This is a genomic window from Flavobacterium xylosi, assembly GCF_042787345.1.
Lineage (GTDB): Bacteria > Bacteroidota > Bacteroidia > Flavobacteriales > Flavobacteriaceae > Flavobacterium > Flavobacterium xylosi.
Genome location: NZ_JBHZPZ010000009.1, coordinates 12,934 through 29,363, shown reverse-complemented (window position 1 = coordinate 29,363; position 16,430 = coordinate 12,934). Strand labels below are relative to the sequence as shown.

General features: G+C 33.1%; 11 protein-coding genes and 1 other RNA gene. 7 read left to right on the top strand and 5 right to left on the bottom strand.

The annotated features are described in order from the left end of the window. Positions 1 to 184 precede the first annotated feature (184 nt). Entirely contained in the window at positions 185 to 2,395 is a 2,211-nt protein-coding gene (locus tag ACFX5E_RS08880) for a response regulator (RefSeq protein ID WP_379854848.1), read from the top strand. A 187-nt stretch (positions 2,396 to 2,582) separates the two neighbouring features. Here ACFX5E_RS08880 and ACFX5E_RS08875 read toward each other — a convergent pair whose 3' ends face one another. Together ACFX5E_RS08875 and ACFX5E_RS08870 are read right to left on the bottom strand one after the other, a co-directional pair. After that, complete coding sequence (locus tag ACFX5E_RS08875; protein ID WP_379854847.1) at positions 2,583 to 3,836, bottom strand: DEAD/DEAH box helicase; 1,254 nt, start codon at positions 3,834 to 3,836, stop codon at positions 2,583 to 2,585. Between the two features lie 112 nt (positions 3,837 to 3,948). Beyond that, positions 3,949 to 4,986 (bottom strand): formimidoylglutamase, encoded by a 1,038-nt coding sequence (locus ACFX5E_RS08870; RefSeq protein WP_379854846.1) that lies wholly within the window; start codon positions 4,984 to 4,986, stop codon positions 3,949 to 3,951. A 91-nt stretch (positions 4,987 to 5,077) separates the two neighbouring features. Here ACFX5E_RS08870 and ACFX5E_RS08865 point away from each other — a divergent pair, with 91 nt between their 5' ends. Then, positions 5,078 to 5,962, top strand: a complete 885-nt coding sequence (locus ACFX5E_RS08865; RefSeq protein WP_379854845.1) for a hypothetical protein — start codon at positions 5,078 to 5,080, stop codon at positions 5,960 to 5,962. A 50-nt stretch (positions 5,963 to 6,012) separates the two neighbouring features. On the opposite strand, the gene hutI is transcribed toward ACFX5E_RS08865, so the two are convergent. Both hutI and ACFX5E_RS08855 read right to left on the bottom strand, forming a co-directional pair. Continuing rightward, positions 6,013 to 7,251, bottom strand: coding sequence for an imidazolonepropionase (gene hutI / locus ACFX5E_RS08860; protein WP_379854844.1), 1,239 nt, complete (start codon positions 7,249 to 7,251; stop codon positions 6,013 to 6,015). An 11-nt stretch (positions 7,252 to 7,262) separates the two neighbouring features. Continuing rightward, entirely contained in the window at positions 7,263 to 8,312 is a 1,050-nt protein-coding gene (locus tag ACFX5E_RS08855) for a glutaminyl-peptide cyclotransferase (RefSeq protein ID WP_379854843.1), read from the bottom strand. Positions 8,313 to 8,400: 88 nt separating this feature from the next. Between ACFX5E_RS08855 and ffs the strand changes: the two genes are divergently transcribed. From ffs to fsa, 3 genes are all read left to right on the top strand, one after another. After that, positions 8,401 to 8,498, top strand: an RNA gene (gene ffs, locus ACFX5E_RS08850) — signal recognition particle sRNA small type. A gap of 124 nt (positions 8,499 to 8,622) precedes the next feature. Further along, the gene (locus ACFX5E_RS08845) at positions 8,623 to 9,429 is read left to right on the top strand and encodes an SDR family oxidoreductase (RefSeq protein WP_379854842.1); all 807 of its coding nucleotides are present in this window, start codon (positions 8,623 to 8,625) and stop codon (positions 9,427 to 9,429) included. Between the two features lie 159 nt (positions 9,430 to 9,588). Then, complete coding sequence (gene fsa, locus ACFX5E_RS08840; RefSeq protein WP_035672771.1) at positions 9,589 to 10,245, top strand: fructose-6-phosphate aldolase; 657 nt, start codon at positions 9,589 to 9,591, stop codon at positions 10,243 to 10,245. A gap of 126 nt (positions 10,246 to 10,371) precedes the next feature. Here the strand turns inward: fsa and ACFX5E_RS08835 are convergent, their stop codons facing one another. Then, positions 10,372 to 12,033 (bottom strand): MFS transporter, encoded by a 1,662-nt coding sequence (locus tag ACFX5E_RS08835; protein ID WP_379854841.1) that lies wholly within the window; start codon positions 12,031 to 12,033, stop codon positions 10,372 to 10,374. A 291-nt stretch (positions 12,034 to 12,324) separates the two neighbouring features. Between ACFX5E_RS08835 and nagB the strand changes: the two genes are divergently transcribed. Beyond that, positions 12,325 to 14,262: a glucosamine-6-phosphate deaminase gene (gene nagB, locus ACFX5E_RS08830; protein ID WP_379854840.1), complete on the top strand. Its 1,938-nt coding sequence runs from the start codon at positions 12,325 to 12,327 to the stop codon at positions 14,260 to 14,262. Between the two features lie 18 nt (positions 14,263 to 14,280). Beyond that, positions 14,281 to 16,311 carry a beta-N-acetylhexosaminidase gene (locus tag ACFX5E_RS08825; protein WP_379854839.1) on the top strand — a complete coding sequence of 677 codons (2,031 nt, stop codon included), beginning with the start codon at positions 14,281 to 14,283 and terminating at the stop codon, positions 16,309 to 16,311. The last annotated feature ends 119 nt before the right edge of the window (positions 16,312 to 16,430 follow it).

Here is a 16,430-nt window from a genome sequence, read left to right as displayed (position 1 = left end):
GGTTTTTTTGTGTCTTTTCATTAAATTTAAACTCTTCCTGCTAATATTTTGAGATTTAACAAAAGTTATAATTTATTATCGTGCTTATTTCATGGGTATTATGAAATATTTTTAAGAATATGTTTACAAATAATATTATTTTTTTATTATTATATTGTACATTTGAATCAATAAAAAACTATATATGTTCCAAATTAGAATTTTTTTATTGATAATCACACTAAACTTCATTAGTGTCAATTGTTATTCATTAACTAAACCATCCTCCAATAAAGAAATTGTTAGATTAACCAGACAAGCAGCTATTTATTATTCTAATTCTAATTTTGAAAAATCATTAGTGACTGCGAGACTTGCCTTACGTCATGCAATTAAATCCAAGGATGATAATCTTATCGCAAAGTGTTACAAAACCATTGGTGCAAATTTCGAGGAATTATCAGAATTTGACAAAGCTATTTTTTTTTACAAAAAAGGGCTTTCTTACGCTAACAACACTAATAATGATGCTATTGAATATATTATCAATAATAATTTAGGAAATATATATTGTTTTGAAAAGAAACAATATAAAAATGGAATTAATTACTATAAATCTTCATTGAAGAATTGTTACAAATTAGCAGACACCAGCAAAATAGTTGTAACAAAACTCAATATAGCATGGGCTCTTTTTGATATTGGCTTTTTTGACGAAGGCTTTCCATATTTGAAGTTTACCAATACCTATCATAAAAAATTTGGAGATGAAAGTACTATTGTAGCTTTAAATATGCTAAATGGCATGTATTATGCATCTAAAAAGGATCATAAAAATGCGGATACTTCTTTTTTAGAGGGAATTAATTTAGGGAAAAAAGGAAACGAGAAACTGGATCTATCCTATACTCATCAAGAATATTCTAAGTATTTGTTTAAAAATGGGAGCTATAAGAAAGCATATGAAAACTTAGCCCTTTATGATAAAATAACGGCTGATCTCTTGAATAAAAAGATGATTGATAAGGCAAATATGGCCGGTATTAATCTTCAGTTGGACGAATATAAAAGAGAGATTGAAAAAATTGAAACGGAAAAAGAATTGCAATTTCAAAGTTTAAGGAAATCCAAAATCATTGTCCTTTTGTTTATAATTGTTCTAAGTGTTTTATTACTTCTAATTTATACATTGCTTAAAAATAATAATTTCAAGAAAAAAATAAATACAGAGCTTTCATTTACTAATGACAAATTAATTATTGCAAAAGATAAAGCAGAAGAAGCATCAATATTAAAATCACAATTTGTCTCAACAATAAGCCATGAATTAAGAACTCCGTTGTATGGAGTGATTGGAATTACAAATATGCTCTTAGATGAACACAAAGAATTAGCAAATAGTCCACACTTGAATTCTTTGAAATTTTCAGCCAGATATTTATTGTCGTTGGTTAATGATGTTCTTCAAATTAATAAAATTGAGGAGAATAGAGTTATTCTTGAAAATTTGACATTTAATATTTCGGATGAAATAAATATGATTAAAAACTCACTTTTGTTTTTGGCCAAAAACAATAATAATATCATCCGTGTAAAAATAGCGCCTGAAATTCCTGAAAATTTAATTGGTGATAAATTAAGGCTTTCTCAAATCATTATAAATCTAGTGGGTAATGCTTTGAAATTTACTACGAATGGAGAAGTGGTAATTGAAGTAAATTTATTAAAAATAACGAATAAGTTTCATTTTATTGAATTCAAGATTAAGGATAATGGAGTAGGTATAGCCATTGAGGATCAAGATAAAATATTTGAAAAATTCGTACAAGTAGGAAGAAAAGAAGATGATTATCAAGGAACTGGTTTAGGACTGTCTATTGTTAAACGTTTGCTGAAATTGTTTGGAAGCGATATTTCTATCGAAAGTGCAGTAGGTGTTGGAACCGAATTTAACTTCACAATTGCTTTTGAATCGGACACTAATAAAACCAACGAAATAATAAATAATATTCAGGTTGATTTATCCTTAAATAAATTATTGAAGGTTTTAGTTGTTGAAGACAATAAGATCAACCAGATTGTAACTGAAAAAATCCTCAAAAAAAATAATTACACCTGCACCATTGTTGATGATGGGTTTCAAGCTTTGAAATTGCTGGAAGAAGAAGATTTTGATATTATATTCATGGACATTAATATGCCATTAATGAATGGGTTTGAGACCTCAAAAAGAATTAGGGATAAAGGGATAAAAACGCCTATTGTAGCACTTACCGCTTTTGATAAAGAAGAAATTACCGAAGAGGCTATTTCAGTTGGGATAAATGATATTATAGTTAAACCTTTTGATTCGAAAACATTGTTTAAATGTATTGACAATATGGGTTCTAAAAACTTAAGAAAAGTGAAATTATAGATTTTATTTCTAATAATAATTTCAGTGGTAATTTTTAAATTCCTTTAAAATATAAAAATCGTTAAATCAAAATGGAAAATTTAATAGTTCCAATGATTTAACGATTTTTAATTGTTGAAAATAAAATAAATATTCTATTTCTTATTTGATGGCATTTCGTTAAGGTCTAAATTTAAACTAAGATAGATTAATACCAACGTTTTTTATTCTGTTTTGAAACTTCAGATTTTCTTGACTTATGAGCACCACCACTTCGATTGGAGTTGTTTTGTTTTGCTCCAGGAGCCATTTCCGGGTTTCCTGAATGCCAGAGATAAGGATGGTCGCTTACAATTTTTACATCCACTTTTATCAGTTTTTGAATGTCTTTCCAATACGTATGCTCGTCTTTGCTGCAAAAAGAAATGGCAACTCCACCATTACCGGCACGACCGGTTCTACCAATTCGATGCACGTAGGTTTCAGGAATATTTGGTAAATCGAAATTGATAACAAATGGCAGTTGGTCAATATCAATTCCTCTGGCGGCAATATCAGTTGCTACTAAAACACCAATTTCTTTATTTTTGAAAGCATCTAAAACACGTTGTCGTGCATTTTGAGATTTGTCACCATGAATTGCTTCAGCAGCAATATTATTTTTTCGGAGTGCTTTAACAACATTATCTGCCCCGTGTTTGGTTCTTGAAAAAACCAGCACATCAGACAGATTTTCATTCTTAATTAAATGATATAATAAGTTTCTTTTTTCTGTTTTTTCAACAAAATAAACTCTTTGCTCCACGTTTTCAGCTGTAGAAGATACTGGAGAAACGTTAACAGTAACAGGATCTTTTAGAAACATTTCGGCTAATTCTCTTATAGCGATTGGCATTGTTGCAGAGAAAAGAAGTGTTTGTCTATTATTAGGTGTCAATTTCACAATTTTTTTGACATCATTTACAAATCCCATATCAAGCATTTGATCGGCTTCATCAAGAACCAAAGTATGCAAATGATCTAAATCAATAAAACCTTGCTTTACTAAATCGAGCAAACGTCCAGGAGTGGCAATCAAGACATCTACACCTTTTCTTAGTGTATCCACTTGTGGCACTTGAGAAACTCCTCCAAAAATCGTGAGTTGGACTAAGTTTGTATATTTTCCGTATTGGTCAAAATTTTGTCCAATTTGAACGGCTAATTCTCTTGTAGGCGTAATTATTAGGGCGCGAATTGGGCTTGCTTTTTTAGATGAACCTACAATTCTGTGCAATTGATGAATAATAGGAATGGCAAAAGCAGCAGTTTTTCCGGTACCGGTTTGTGCGCAACCAATCATGTCTCTACCTGATAAAACGATTGGAATAGCTTGTTCTTGTATTGGAGTTGCTTCTAAATAGCCTTGCTCAAATACGGCTCTTTGTATACTTTTTGAAAGTGAAAAATCTTCGAATAACATATTTTTAATATTAAATATCTTGTATTAAGTAAATAGATAGTGCTGCAAAGATAGTGTTATTTATCAATTAGGTTAATCGGTTATTCGTTTAACCGATTTATCGATTAAACAGTTAAACAATTTGTTGGTTCGATTTTATAAAATCAGTAACAAGATAACCAATGAGTTTCCCAATTAAATGATTGTTTTTATCTTCTCCTAAATCGGGCGCACCTTCGCAAATATGTAAATAAGTTGCATTTTTATATTTTGCGAAAAAAGAAACAAATTGGCGTAATTGTTCGACAGAGAAACCGCTCAACGTCATTGCGCTGCAGGCAATATTAGGAATAGCATCCAAATCAATTTCGATTCCGTAGAAATCATCATTTATGAATTCTAAAGCGTGTTCCATCTCTTGATTGAACTCTTTTTCCTTTCTAATATTAATACTGTCATACGTATTGTAGCGTACCCGATCTTCAATTTTTTTAATTATATCCAAAACACTTTTAGAGGTGTAGTTTTCGTGTAAACCAAAAATGAAATATTTTCTCAGAAATCCTTCTTCGAAGGCATAGGAAAAACCATTCCCGCTGTGTCGTCCCTCTAAAATTCTAAAATCGGAATGGGCATCAAAATTGATGGCATTTACCGGTTTGCCTTTGGCTAAAGCCGATCCTTTAATATTTCCGTACGAATTATTATGTCCTCCGCCAATGATTATCGGAGTTTTTCCTAATTTTACGATATTAAAAATAATATGAGAAACATCTTTATCTATTTGTGCCACTAATTGACTTAATTTGGCCCGATCATCAATGTCATTAAAATCTAAATGTTCAACATCTTTCATTTCTGTTGTGACATCTAATTGCCCTAAAACAATTAATTGATTTCCTTTGCAAAAACGGTTATGCTGGATATTTGCAATACTCTTTATAGCACTATCCCAAGCTGATGCAGCTCCTGGTCTTCCAAAATTAGCTCGGATGCCAATATCTTCGGGTATTCCAAATAAGACATATTTAGCTTCACTAGTTTTAAGAAACGCAATCGTATCAGTGTCTTTCGGCACTATTATCATTTTCTCTCCAAATTTTATTTCACCACTTCTATGGTTTGTAATTCTTGCAAGATCATTGGTTGTAAAAGGGATAATCTTTTCCATTGTTAAAAAAAAATAGTGTTAAAAATAATATAATTGTGTAAATTTACGTTATCAAGTCATTATATTACAATTTAATTATAAAAAATAAAAAATGGAAAATCAAAAAAGTAGCTCAAGTTTAAAAGCCGTTGTAGTGGTTTTAGCAGTTTTGTTAGTGGGAAGTTTGGTGTATATTTTTAAAATGACATCTGAAACAAATATTGTAAAAACAGAATTAAAGTCAACTTTAACCGAAAAGGAGACAGTAATGAAAGATTTACAAGGACTGAAATCTACTTACGATGCTGCAATAGCTGAAAACACTTCTATGTCCGATGAGTTAACTCTAGAAAGAGATAAAGTGGTGAACTTAATGAGTGATCTTAGTAAATCAAAAGGGGATGTAGCTTCTTTGGCAAAATACAGAACACAATCTATTGCTTTACAGTCAAAAATGAAAGTTATGATGGCTGAGAATGAAGGTTTGAAAAAAGAAAATACAACCTTAACTACGCAACGTGATAGTACAGTTGTGGTATTAGGAGAAGCTAAAAAATCCAATGAAGCATTAGCCGGACAAAATGAAGAATTATCTAAAGTGGTAGAAAAAGCAGCAAAATTAACTGTTTTGAATACGAGAGGTTCAGCTTATAAATTAAAAAGTTCTGGAGCAGAAGTTGCTACCGATAAAGCAAGTAGAGCGGATGTTCTTAAAATCAGTTTTACTATTGCTGAAAATCAAGTAGCGCAATCAGGGACTAAATCCTATTTTGTTCAGGTAATTGACAGCAAAAACAATGTTTTAGGAGACAAAAAAACAGAAAATTTTGGTGATAATATTCTAACATATAGTTTTGTGTCTAATGTTAATTATGAAAATAAAACAGTTGATGTTACAGAAAATTTACGTGGAAAAGACTTTCCAAAAGGGACTTATTTTGTAAACATATTTGATAAAGATCAATTGGTTTCTAAAACAAGTTTTACTTTAAAATAATAGTCTAAAGGATTCAATCAAAAAAAGAGGAACTTCCGTTCCTCTTTTTTTTATGCAAATATTTTTCCTTCTATGATTACAGTATCAATTAGATTACTGCCAAAAGCATAAGGTAATTGATAGTAAGAGGGAATAGGTTTTGTAATAATCAGATTGGCTTTTTTACCAATTGTGATACTGCCGTGGGTCTCAGAAATACCCATGGCATAGGCACCATTAAGTGTGGCCGCGTTGATGGCTTCCTCTGGAGTCATTTTCATTTTGATGCAAGCAGTTGCCACTACAAAATTCATATTTCCGGATGGAGTAGAACCTGGATTGTAATCTGTTGCCAGCGCTAAAGGAAGTCCCGCGGCAATCATTTCCCGCGCTGGAGTATATGGAATACTCAAGAAATAAGAACACGAAGGCAAAGCAACAGGCATTGTTTCTGTATTTTTTAGGGATTCAATATCTTCGGGTTTCATAATCTCTAGATGATCTACAGAAATCGCCTTGTATTTTATTCCAGCTTGAATTCCTCCAATAGAGTTGAACTGATTGACATGAATTTTTGGTTTTAAACCATATTTAATTCCGGCTTCCATGATTTGTTCCGTTTCTTCAACTGTAAAATATCCGGTTTCACAAAATGCATCTATATAATCAGCTAGTTTATTTTTGGCAATTTCAGGAAGCATTTCGTTAATGATTAAATCAATGTAGCCTTTATGGTTTGCTGCGTATTCTAATGGGAATGCATGAGCTCCCAGAAAAGTAGCTTTTATGGTTATAGGGTAATTTTGCGCTAAACGTTGAATTACGCGAAGCATTTTCAACTCTCCATCAACTGTCAATCCGTAACCTGATTTGATTTCGACAGCCCCAGTTCCTATACGCATGACTTCTTCCAGTCTATTTTTTGATTGGTCATAAATCTCCTCTTCAGTGGCTTCATTCAGTTTTTTTGCCGAATTTAAAATTCCACCGCCACGATTGGCAATCTCTTCATAAGTCAACCCATTTATTCTATCGACGAATTCTTGCTCCCTGTTCCCTGCATAAACTATATGGGTATGGCTGTCACACCAGGAAGGTAAAACCATTTTTCCGTCTGCGTCAATACACTTTTCGGGATTGATATTAGGTAAATCGTCCATTGAACCAAAATCAGAAATAAGGCCATTTTGAATTACCAAATAGGCATTTTTGATTGTTGGAAGAATCGCCATTTCAGCACCGGATACTTTCAAAATGGAAGAATCCCGAACCTGAAGTAATTCCTTGATATTGATGATTAAGGTTTTCATTTTTTATAAAATTACTCTGAAACCGTTATTTCAAACATTTTGTCCCAGTTTTTTCCGGTAACAAATATGGTTTTAGTTTTCGGGTTGTAAGCAATTCCGTTTAAATAATCTTCAGGAGTAACATTAATTAATTTTCTCAAACCTGACATATCTAAAATTCCTTCTACCGCACCATTGTTAGGATTTACAACCGCAATTGCATCTTTTTGCCATACATTGGCATAAATTTTTCCGTTAATCCATTCTAATTCATTTACAGATTTTATCTTAGAACCTCCTAAATACACATTGATATAATCAATCATTTTTTGGGTATTGGGATCCATTTTCCAGATTTTTTCTGTTTTGTCGGTTTGATAAATATATTTTCCATCATTTGTCATTCCCCAACCCTCAATATCTTTATCGTAAGCAAAGGTTTTTTCTAATTTTAATGTTTTTGCATTGTAAATAAAACCTGTTTTTTCTTCCCAAGTCAATTGATACATTTTATCATTTATAAAAGTAATCCCTTCTCCAAAATATTTGGCATCAAGATTAATTTGTTTATAAACTTTTCCTGTTCGATAATCGTATTTTCTAAAGTATGAATTGCCTTTTAATCCGGTGCTTTCATATAAAGTATCTTTATAAAATTCTAATCCTTCCGTGAAAGAGGTTGTATCGTGCGGAAACGTATTTACAATTTTGTAATTCAACAATTTTGGTTTCACATTCGAAACTAATTCGATTCTTGCTGTAGCTTCTGAGTTTTCACCTCCAAAATAAACTAAAGCTTTTAGGTTTTGGTAGCCTAATTTTTGGTCTTTTAATTCAAAAGTCAATTTTTCAAGACGTTTTTTTGAAGCTATTTTTTTATCATTGACATAATAAATAATACTGTCGACAGCCTTGTCATTAGGGTTTAAAATCGCTACTTGTAGTGACTCTTGAGGCTGATATTGTGCCTTAAAAGTAGTATTATCGATGGTAAATATAGAATTTTCGCCTTTTTTTGTATCGTTGCAACTTGCTAACGTAATTCCTAATAAAATGATAGATAGGAAGTTATAATTTTTCATAGTTTAAAATTTTAATACCCCAATATACAACGTTATTTTATAGGTGCAAAGGTATTGCGAAAATATAAAAAGTATTGTATATTTGCACCGGCAAGTCCTACACGACCAGCTCCTGCAGACTCCCCCAGGATGGGAACATAGCAAGGGTACGTGGTTGAGCGGTGCGATGTAGGTCGCTTGCCATTTTTTTTAATCTTCCAATTCGGAAGATTTTTTTTTGAATTATTTCGTACAAAAGTAGTCTTCCTTCGGGAGGATTTTTTTATTTTTGGACCTTTAGCATCATAAACATCAAGATATATCAAACAACATGAATAATAAAGTAGTTCTGATTACAGGAGGTTCATCGGGAATCGGAAAATCCATTGGTGAATTTTTGCATCATAAAGGTTTTATTGTTTATGGAACCAGCAGAAATCCGGAACGGGTTTTAAATTCGGTTTTTCCTTTAGTAGCTTTAGATGTTCGGGATACAGATTCCATTCATGCGGCTGTAGCCAAAATAATTGCGATTTCTGGAAGACTGGATGTTGTAATTAATAATGCTGGTGTTGGAATTACCGGACCATTGGAAGAAATTCCAATGCATGAAATCAAAAATAATTTTGAAACCAATTTCTTTGGGCCAATTGAAGTGATGAAAGCGGTCTTGCCACAAATGCGCACACAAAAATCGGGATTAATCATTAATGTCACTTCTATCGCAGGATATATGGGTTTGCCGTATCGAAGTATTTATTCGGCTTCAAAAGGAGCTTTAGAGTTGATAACCGAGGCATTGCGAATGGAAGTAAAGTCGTTTGGCATTCATATTACTAATGTTGCGCCGGGTGATTTTGCCACAAATATCGCTTCGGGACGTTTCCATGCGCCATTAATTACAGGTTCTGCTTATGAAATTCCTTACGGAAATACATTAAAAATGATGGATGAACATGTGGACAGCGGCAGCAATCCAAACGAAATGGCACAAGCGGTGTATAAAATTATCCAAACTCTGGAACCCGAAATTCATTACAAAGTAGGGGCTTTTATGCAAAAGTTCTCTATTGTTCTCAAAAGAGTCTTACCAGATAAAGTATATGAAAAAATGCTAATGAACCATTATAAGTTGTAATTTTGCACCGAATTTGCGTAAGGGATTGAAACGGTATCCTTTTTTATTATGCTGTGCGAAGCAAAAGCAGAAAAAAAAGATATAGTAAAAAGCCCGACCCGCAGTATTTACGGAGGGTTACGACACAATTATAAACACACAATTAAATATATAAATACTATGAAATTTTTTATTGACACGGCTAATTTAGCTCAAATTAAGGAAGCACAAGCATTAGGCGTTTTGGATGGAGTTACAACCAATCCATCATTGATGGCAAAAGAAGGAATTACTGGAAAAAACAGTATTTTGAAGCATTATGTAGATATTTGTAATCTAGTTGATGGTGATGTAAGTGCCGAAGTGAATGCTTTGGATTACGACGGAATGATTAAAGAAGGGGAAGAATTAGCTGATTTGCACGATCAAATCGTTGTAAAATTACCTATGACTAAAGAAGGAGTTATGGCTGCTAAATATTTCTCAGATAAAGGAATAAAAACGAATGTGACTTTAGTATTCTCTGCAGGACAGGCTTTATTGGCTGCTAAAGCGGGAGCTACTTATGTTTCTCCGTTTATTGGTCGTTTGGATGATGTATCTACAGACGGTTTGGCTTTGATCGAAGAAATCAGATTGATTTACGATAACTACGGTTACGAAACTCAAATTCTTGCTGCGTCTGTTCGTCACACAATGCACATTGTAAATTGTGCTAAAATTGGTGCTGATGTTATGACTGGACCACTTTCTGCAATATACGGTTTATTGAAACACCCTTTAACTGATATTGGATTAGCGCAGTTTGTTGCTGATTTCGAAAAAGGAAATAAATAGATTTAAGATTGCAGATTAACGATTTCTGATTTGAGATTTCGGTATAAACAAAAACTCCCATTATGCTTAGCAAAATGGGAGTTTTTTGGTTGGTTTGGTTTTTTGGTTTGTTATTCTATTTTGAAATTAGTGTCCTCCGCCAACTTCTATCTCATGTCCAATTCCTTGTTTTTTTAGTATTCCAATCACTTTCCAACCATAGAATGCTATAAAAGCGAAACATAAAACAGGAATGAAATAAGAATCGTGAATCCCAATAATATCGGATATTTTTCCTTGTAATGGCGGGATAATTCCACCTCCTAAAATCATCATTACTAAAAAGGCTGAGCCTTGAGAAGTGTATTTTCCTAAACCAGCGATTGCCAATGAGAAAATAGATGGCCACATGATACTTAAAAATAAACCACCACTCATAAAAGCATAGATTGCCGTTGTTCCAGTAGTGAATAAACCAATTAGCATTGCTATCATTCCCATAAGTCCAAAAATCATTAATGTTCTGGATGGATGATCTTTTCCTAAAAAGAAACCAGCGATTTGGAACAAGATTACAAATGCATAACCGTATAATGGTGTAATATCTTGACCTGAGATGGCATTTGCTCCTAAAACAACTCCAAAAGCTACGTAAGGAACTACGATAAGTAAAATTTTCTTTAATTGTGAAGATGGGTTGAATACTGAAATTGCTCCTGCCCAACGACCAATCATTAAACTTCCCCAATACATTGACATATACGGTGCTAATGCTGGACCCGCAATTTTACCAAAAGTATCCGTTTCTAATAATGATCCTAGATTACTGCCAATGGTTACTTCAACTCCTACATAAGTAAACAACGCTAACATTCCCAAAACTAGTTGTGGATATTTCATTGCTCCCCATCCTTCAGGATTTTTTTGTGCCGTAGTATTAGCGAATAGTAACCCGACAACTACAATTAATAATGTTGCAACAGTTAATCCTAAACCTAAATAATCCTTTTCTTTATTTTCTATAAAACGAGTTATAAACTCAGGATCTTCATAACGAGCAAATATATAAGCAAATATTGCTACTAAAATTACGGTAATTGCAATAAGCGTTTTCATTGCTTTGCTCGCAGGTTCAAAAGTAGAATCACTTTTTCCAGAAGGTAATTTTTTAGAAAAATAGAATAAAGCGGCAGCTAATAAGAATAAACCTCCAACAAATACATAAAGTATTCTCATGGAATCTAATGAGTTTTCTTTTTGAGCAAATTCTTCAATACTTACACCAGAAATAACTCCAAATAAAGCAAAAGAAACAACTATTGGTCCTATTGTAGTTCCAAGTGAATTGATTCCGCCCGCCAAGTTTAATCGGTTTGATGCAGTGTGTGCTTCTCCTAATGAAGCCGCGAATGGTTGTGCAGAGGTTTGTTGTAAAGAAAAACCCAGTGCCACTATAAATAAAGCGCCCAGAATAAATAAATAACTTCCTTGAGATACGGCCAAAATCATTAATAAAGCTCCAAAAGTACTGACTAATAAACCGTTGATAATTCCTTTTTTGAAACCCCAAGCATTTAAAATATCATTTTTTGCTAAGCTGCTAAATATAAAAAGGAGTAAGGCTCCTATGTAGTAAGCACCATAAAAAGCAAAATCGATAAGCTGACTTTGGAATTGGTCTAAACCAAATTTGGCTTTGCAAAAAGGGATAAAAACACCGTTTGATGCTCCTATAAATCCCCAAAAGAAGAATACCGTTATCAGTGTATAAAGAGCCGAATTATTCGACTTCGTTTGTTCTGTATTCATAGTTTTAGAATGTTTAGGGTTATTTGGGTTAAAATTAATACAAGACCGTAAATATATTTGTTAAGTAAATTAAAAAAAAATAAATTAGAATAATTTTTGTGAGAATTGTAGAATAATCACTATTTGTTATAAAAAGGCAATTTTTATCAAAATTTTTGTTGATTCAAATGAATTTTTGAAGTCGATTTATTTTAAAAGTTCCTTTTAACAAATACATGACATAAGTGATTGGAATCAATCCTACCGTTTTAAAAAAGCATATCTTTATCAATTAGTATTAAAAAGAACAAAATGAAAAGTGCTTTAGCAATTAAACCAGACATTAGTTATAAAAGTGCCGGTAAATTTGAAGAAACTAGATTTGAAAAGATTCACAACGAAATTTTCAAAAACTCAATAGAAGCTTCGGTAGTTGTTGCGCAAGAAATTGCCCACTTAATTAAGTCTAAACAGGAAAAAAACAAACCTTGTGTTTTAGGTTTAGCAACGGGCTCGTCTCCAATAAAGGTTTATGAGGAATTGGTACGAATGCACAAAGAAGATGGACTGAGCTTTAAAAATGTAATCAGTTTTAATTTGGATGAATATTATCCAATGACAAAAGAGAACAATCAGAGCTATCATTATTTCATGCACCAGCATCTCTTTAATCACATTGATATCAAACCGGAAAATATTAATATTCCAGATGGAACTGTTGCAATTGAAAACCTAAATCAATATTGTACTGATTATGAAATAAAAATAATAAATGCTGGTGGGATTGATTTTCAATTATTGGGAATTGGTCGTACTGGTCACGTAGGGTTTAATGAGCCGGGTTCCCACATTAATTCGGGAACTCGAATAATTACTTTGGATCATATTACCAGAGTTGATGCTTCCTCTGATTTTAACGGAATTGATAACGTTCCCAAAAGAGCCATTACCATGGGAGTGTCTACGATTCTGAAATCAAAAAGAATTGTATTGATGGCTTGGGGCCAAAATAAAGCAGAAATCATAAAAAGAACCATTCAGGGCGAAATCAGTTCTGAAATTCCTGCTACCTTTCTGCAAAATCATAGCAATGCAACATTTGTTCTAGATCAATCAGCAGCTTCAGAGTTAACCAGGTTTAAAACACCGTGGCTAGTTGGAGAATGCATCTGGACAGAAGAATTAAAACGTAAAGCTATTGTTTGGCTCTGCCAAGAAACAAAACAATCAATATTAAAGCTTACAGACCGCGATTACAATAACAACGGAATGTCTGATCTTTTGGCTTTAGAAGGTTGTGCGTATGATTTAAATATAAACATGTTCAATGTCTTGCAGCATACTATAACTGGATGGCCGGGAGGTAAGCATAATACGGATGATTCCAATAGACCGGAAAGAGCCATTCCTGCTAAGAAAAGAATAATCCTTTTTAGCCCGCATCCAGACGATGATGTTATTTCGATGGGAGGAACCTTTTCGAAATTAATAAAACAAGGGCATGATGTTCATGTGGTGTATCAAACCTCTGGAAACATTGCGGTGACTGATGATGAAGCTTTGAAATTTGCGGAAGTTTGCAACGATTTTGTAGGTAATAATGAAAGTAAAATCAATATTCAAGAGGTTATTGATTTTTTAAATAATAAAATCGAGAATGAAATTGATTCATTAGAAGTCCGAAAATTGAAAGGAATAATAAGACGCCGTGAATCTTATGCTGCCAGCAGATATATTGGACTAAAAGAGGAGAATATTCATTTTCTTGATATGCCTTTTTATGAAACGGGTCAAATAAAGAAAAACCCGTTAGGTCCTGAAGATATTGCCATTATTCAAGCTGTTATTGCAAAAATAAAACCCCATCAGGTTTTCGCTGCAGGAGATTTAGCAGATCCCCATGGCACCCATGAAGTTTGTCTTAATGCTATATTTGCGGCAATGAAACAACTCAAACCAGAATCCTATATGAATGATTGTTGGTTGTGGTTGTATCGTGGTGCTTGGCATGAATGGGATATTCATGAAATTGACATGGCCGTACCTTTGAGTCCAGATGAAGTTTTACTGAAACGACATGCTATTTTGTACCACCAATCGCAGAAAGACAGAGTGATGTTTCAGGGAAATGACTCCAGAGAATTTTGGGTGAGAGCAGAAGATAGGAATAAGCATACCGCTAAATTGTATGATGATTTAGGTTTAGCAGAATACGAAGCTATTGAGGCTTTTAAACGTTTTGATTATTAAAAGGAATATTAGAAACACATGAAATACATCTTAATCCTATTATTTATTCCTTTTTTGTCGAATGCACAAATAAAAGAGGAACATTTAGATCTTATGCCTTGGCCACAAAATATAGATTTGAAGGAAGGTAATTTTGCTTTAAGCAAAAGTTTTAAAGTAAATATTACAGGGAATCCCAATCCTCGAATTTTCATAGGAGCAACAAATTTTTTACGACGATTGGATGGCAGAACAGGACTGTTTCTGGAACAGGCTTTTATAACTAAAAACAATGAAGTTCCCGATGCAGAATTGCAAATTAATTGTGTTCGAAATGGGAAAGTAGGGTTAAATGAAGATGAAAGTTATCAATTAGAGATCCAGTCTAATAAAATAATGATTAATGCTACAACAGATCTTGGTGCGCTTCACGCTCTGGAAACGCTATTGCAAATGTTGCAAAATACAAGTATTTCATTTTATTTTCCAACGGCTATTATCACGGATTCACCAAGATTTACTTGGAGAGGATTAATGATAGATGCAGCAAGGCATTTTCAGCCTGTAGATGTTATTAAAAGAAATTTGGATGCAATGGCATCGATGAAAATGAATGTTTTTCACTGGCATTTAGCAGACGATCAAGGCTGGAGAATCGAAATTAAAAAGTATCCAAAACTGACAGAATTAGCTTCGGATGGGTATTTTTATACTCAGGAAGAAATCAAGTCCATTGTAAAGTATGCGGGTCAAAGAGGGATTCTTGTAATACCGGAAATAGATGTTCCGGGGCATGCTTCGGCATTACTTTCGGCTTTTCCTGAAATAGGAAGTAAAGTAAGCAATGAAGTTACCTATACAGTTGGGAGAAGGTCAGGAATTTACACACCAACCTTAGATCCGACAAATCCAAAAACATATCAGCTGTTAAGTGAGATTTTCGATGAAGTTTGTCCATTGTTTCCAGGGAACTATTTTCATATAGGCGGTGATGAAAATCAAGGAAAAGAATGGGATGCGAATCCTAAAATACAAGAATTTAAGAAGAAAAATGGATTGGCTAGCAATCATGAACTGCAGACCTATTTCACAATGAAATTGATTCCAATGTTAAAAAAACATAATAAAGAATTAATGGGCTGGGAAGAAATAATGACAAAAAACATGTCCAAAGAGGCTATAATCCATTCTTGGAAAGGCTTAAACGAAAGTGTTTCCCCAGGTGGATCTCTCATTGCTGCCGCAAAAAATGGTTACAAAACAGTTTTATCTAATGGGTATTACATAGATTTAATGCTGGGAATTCAAAGTCATTATTTGAATGATCCGATACCAAAAAACACTATTCTTACTGCTCAGGAAAAAGCAAGGATATTAGGTGGCGAAGCAACGATGTGGAGCGAATTGGTTACACCTTTGAATATTGACTCCAGAATTTGGCCACGAACAGCGGCAGTAGCGGAACGATTATGGTCTAATGAAAATGTTACCGATTTGAATAGTTTGCATAAAAGATTGAAAACAATCTCTTTTAGATTGGAAGAATTAGGTATTATGCATCTTAGAAATAAAGAGGTAATTTTAAGAAACATCTGTAATAATCAAGACTCAAAGGCATTGAGAGATTTTTCTAATGTTTGCGAACCATTGAAGGTTTATAAGCGCAACGGGGGAGGGAAAAAATACTTTATGTTTTCTCCATTGACTTTATTTGCTGATGCCTGCACAGCAGATGCTTTTGATGCGTATGATTTCGATATAGCGGTAAACAACTATTTAGAAAATAAAAACATAGAAAATCAAACTTTGGTAACTAATTTTTTTAGAAAATGGATTGCTATGGATGCAGATTTAATAAGTTTAAGTGCGAATGCTCCGCTGATTCAACCGCTTTTACCTTTATCCAAAAATCTGAAGGATATTTCGGAGCGACTTTTATTAGTTATAGAAAACAAAAAAATAGTCAATCCTGATGTACTGAATGGTTTATTAGAACAATTTAATTCCAGAAGCCCTGCCGATGTTGAAGTGGCAGTTTTAGCTAGTTTGAAAAAATTAAGTCAAGAATGAAATTTGAATAAATAATCACTAAAATTAAGGTTGGTTAGCTGCTAATTTTAAAGAAGATGGCTTTATAAAACTGTTGAATTTTCATCGAGTTTTATTGTGAATGCTATTTTAATGTTAAG

What these genes read in the sequence shown, in the direction of transcription:
- ACFX5E_RS08880 (WP_379854848.1), top strand. Translation starts at nt 185, where the DNA reads ATGTTCCAAATTAGAATTTTTTTATTGATAATCACACTAAACTTCATT.
- ACFX5E_RS08875 (WP_379854847.1), bottom strand. Translation starts at nt 3,836, where the DNA reads ATGTTATTCGAAGATTTTTCACTTTCAAAAAGTATACAAAGAGCCGTA.
- ACFX5E_RS08870 (WP_379854846.1), bottom strand. Translation starts at nt 4,986, where the DNA reads ATGGAAAAGATTATCCCTTTTACAACCAATGATCTTGCAAGAATTACA.
- ACFX5E_RS08865 (WP_379854845.1), top strand. Translation starts at nt 5,078, where the DNA reads ATGGAAAATCAAAAAAGTAGCTCAAGTTTAAAAGCCGTTGTAGTGGTT.
- hutI (WP_379854844.1), bottom strand. Translation starts at nt 7,251, where the DNA reads ATGAAAACCTTAATCATCAATATCAAGGAATTACTTCAGGTTCGGGAT.
- ACFX5E_RS08855 (WP_379854843.1), bottom strand. Translation starts at nt 8,312, where the DNA reads ATGAAAAATTATAACTTCCTATCTATCATTTTATTAGGAATTACGTTA.
- ACFX5E_RS08845 (WP_379854842.1), top strand. Translation starts at nt 8,623, where the DNA reads ATGAATAATAAAGTAGTTCTGATTACAGGAGGTTCATCGGGAATCGGA.
- fsa (WP_035672771.1), top strand. Translation starts at nt 9,589, where the DNA reads ATGAAATTTTTTATTGACACGGCTAATTTAGCTCAAATTAAGGAAGCA.
- ACFX5E_RS08835 (WP_379854841.1), bottom strand. Translation starts at nt 12,033, where the DNA reads ATGAATACAGAACAAACGAAGTCGAATAATTCGGCTCTTTATACACTG.
- nagB (WP_379854840.1), top strand. Translation starts at nt 12,325, where the DNA reads ATGAAAAGTGCTTTAGCAATTAAACCAGACATTAGTTATAAAAGTGCC.
- ACFX5E_RS08825 (WP_379854839.1), top strand. Translation starts at nt 14,281, where the DNA reads ATGAAATACATCTTAATCCTATTATTTATTCCTTTTTTGTCGAATGCA.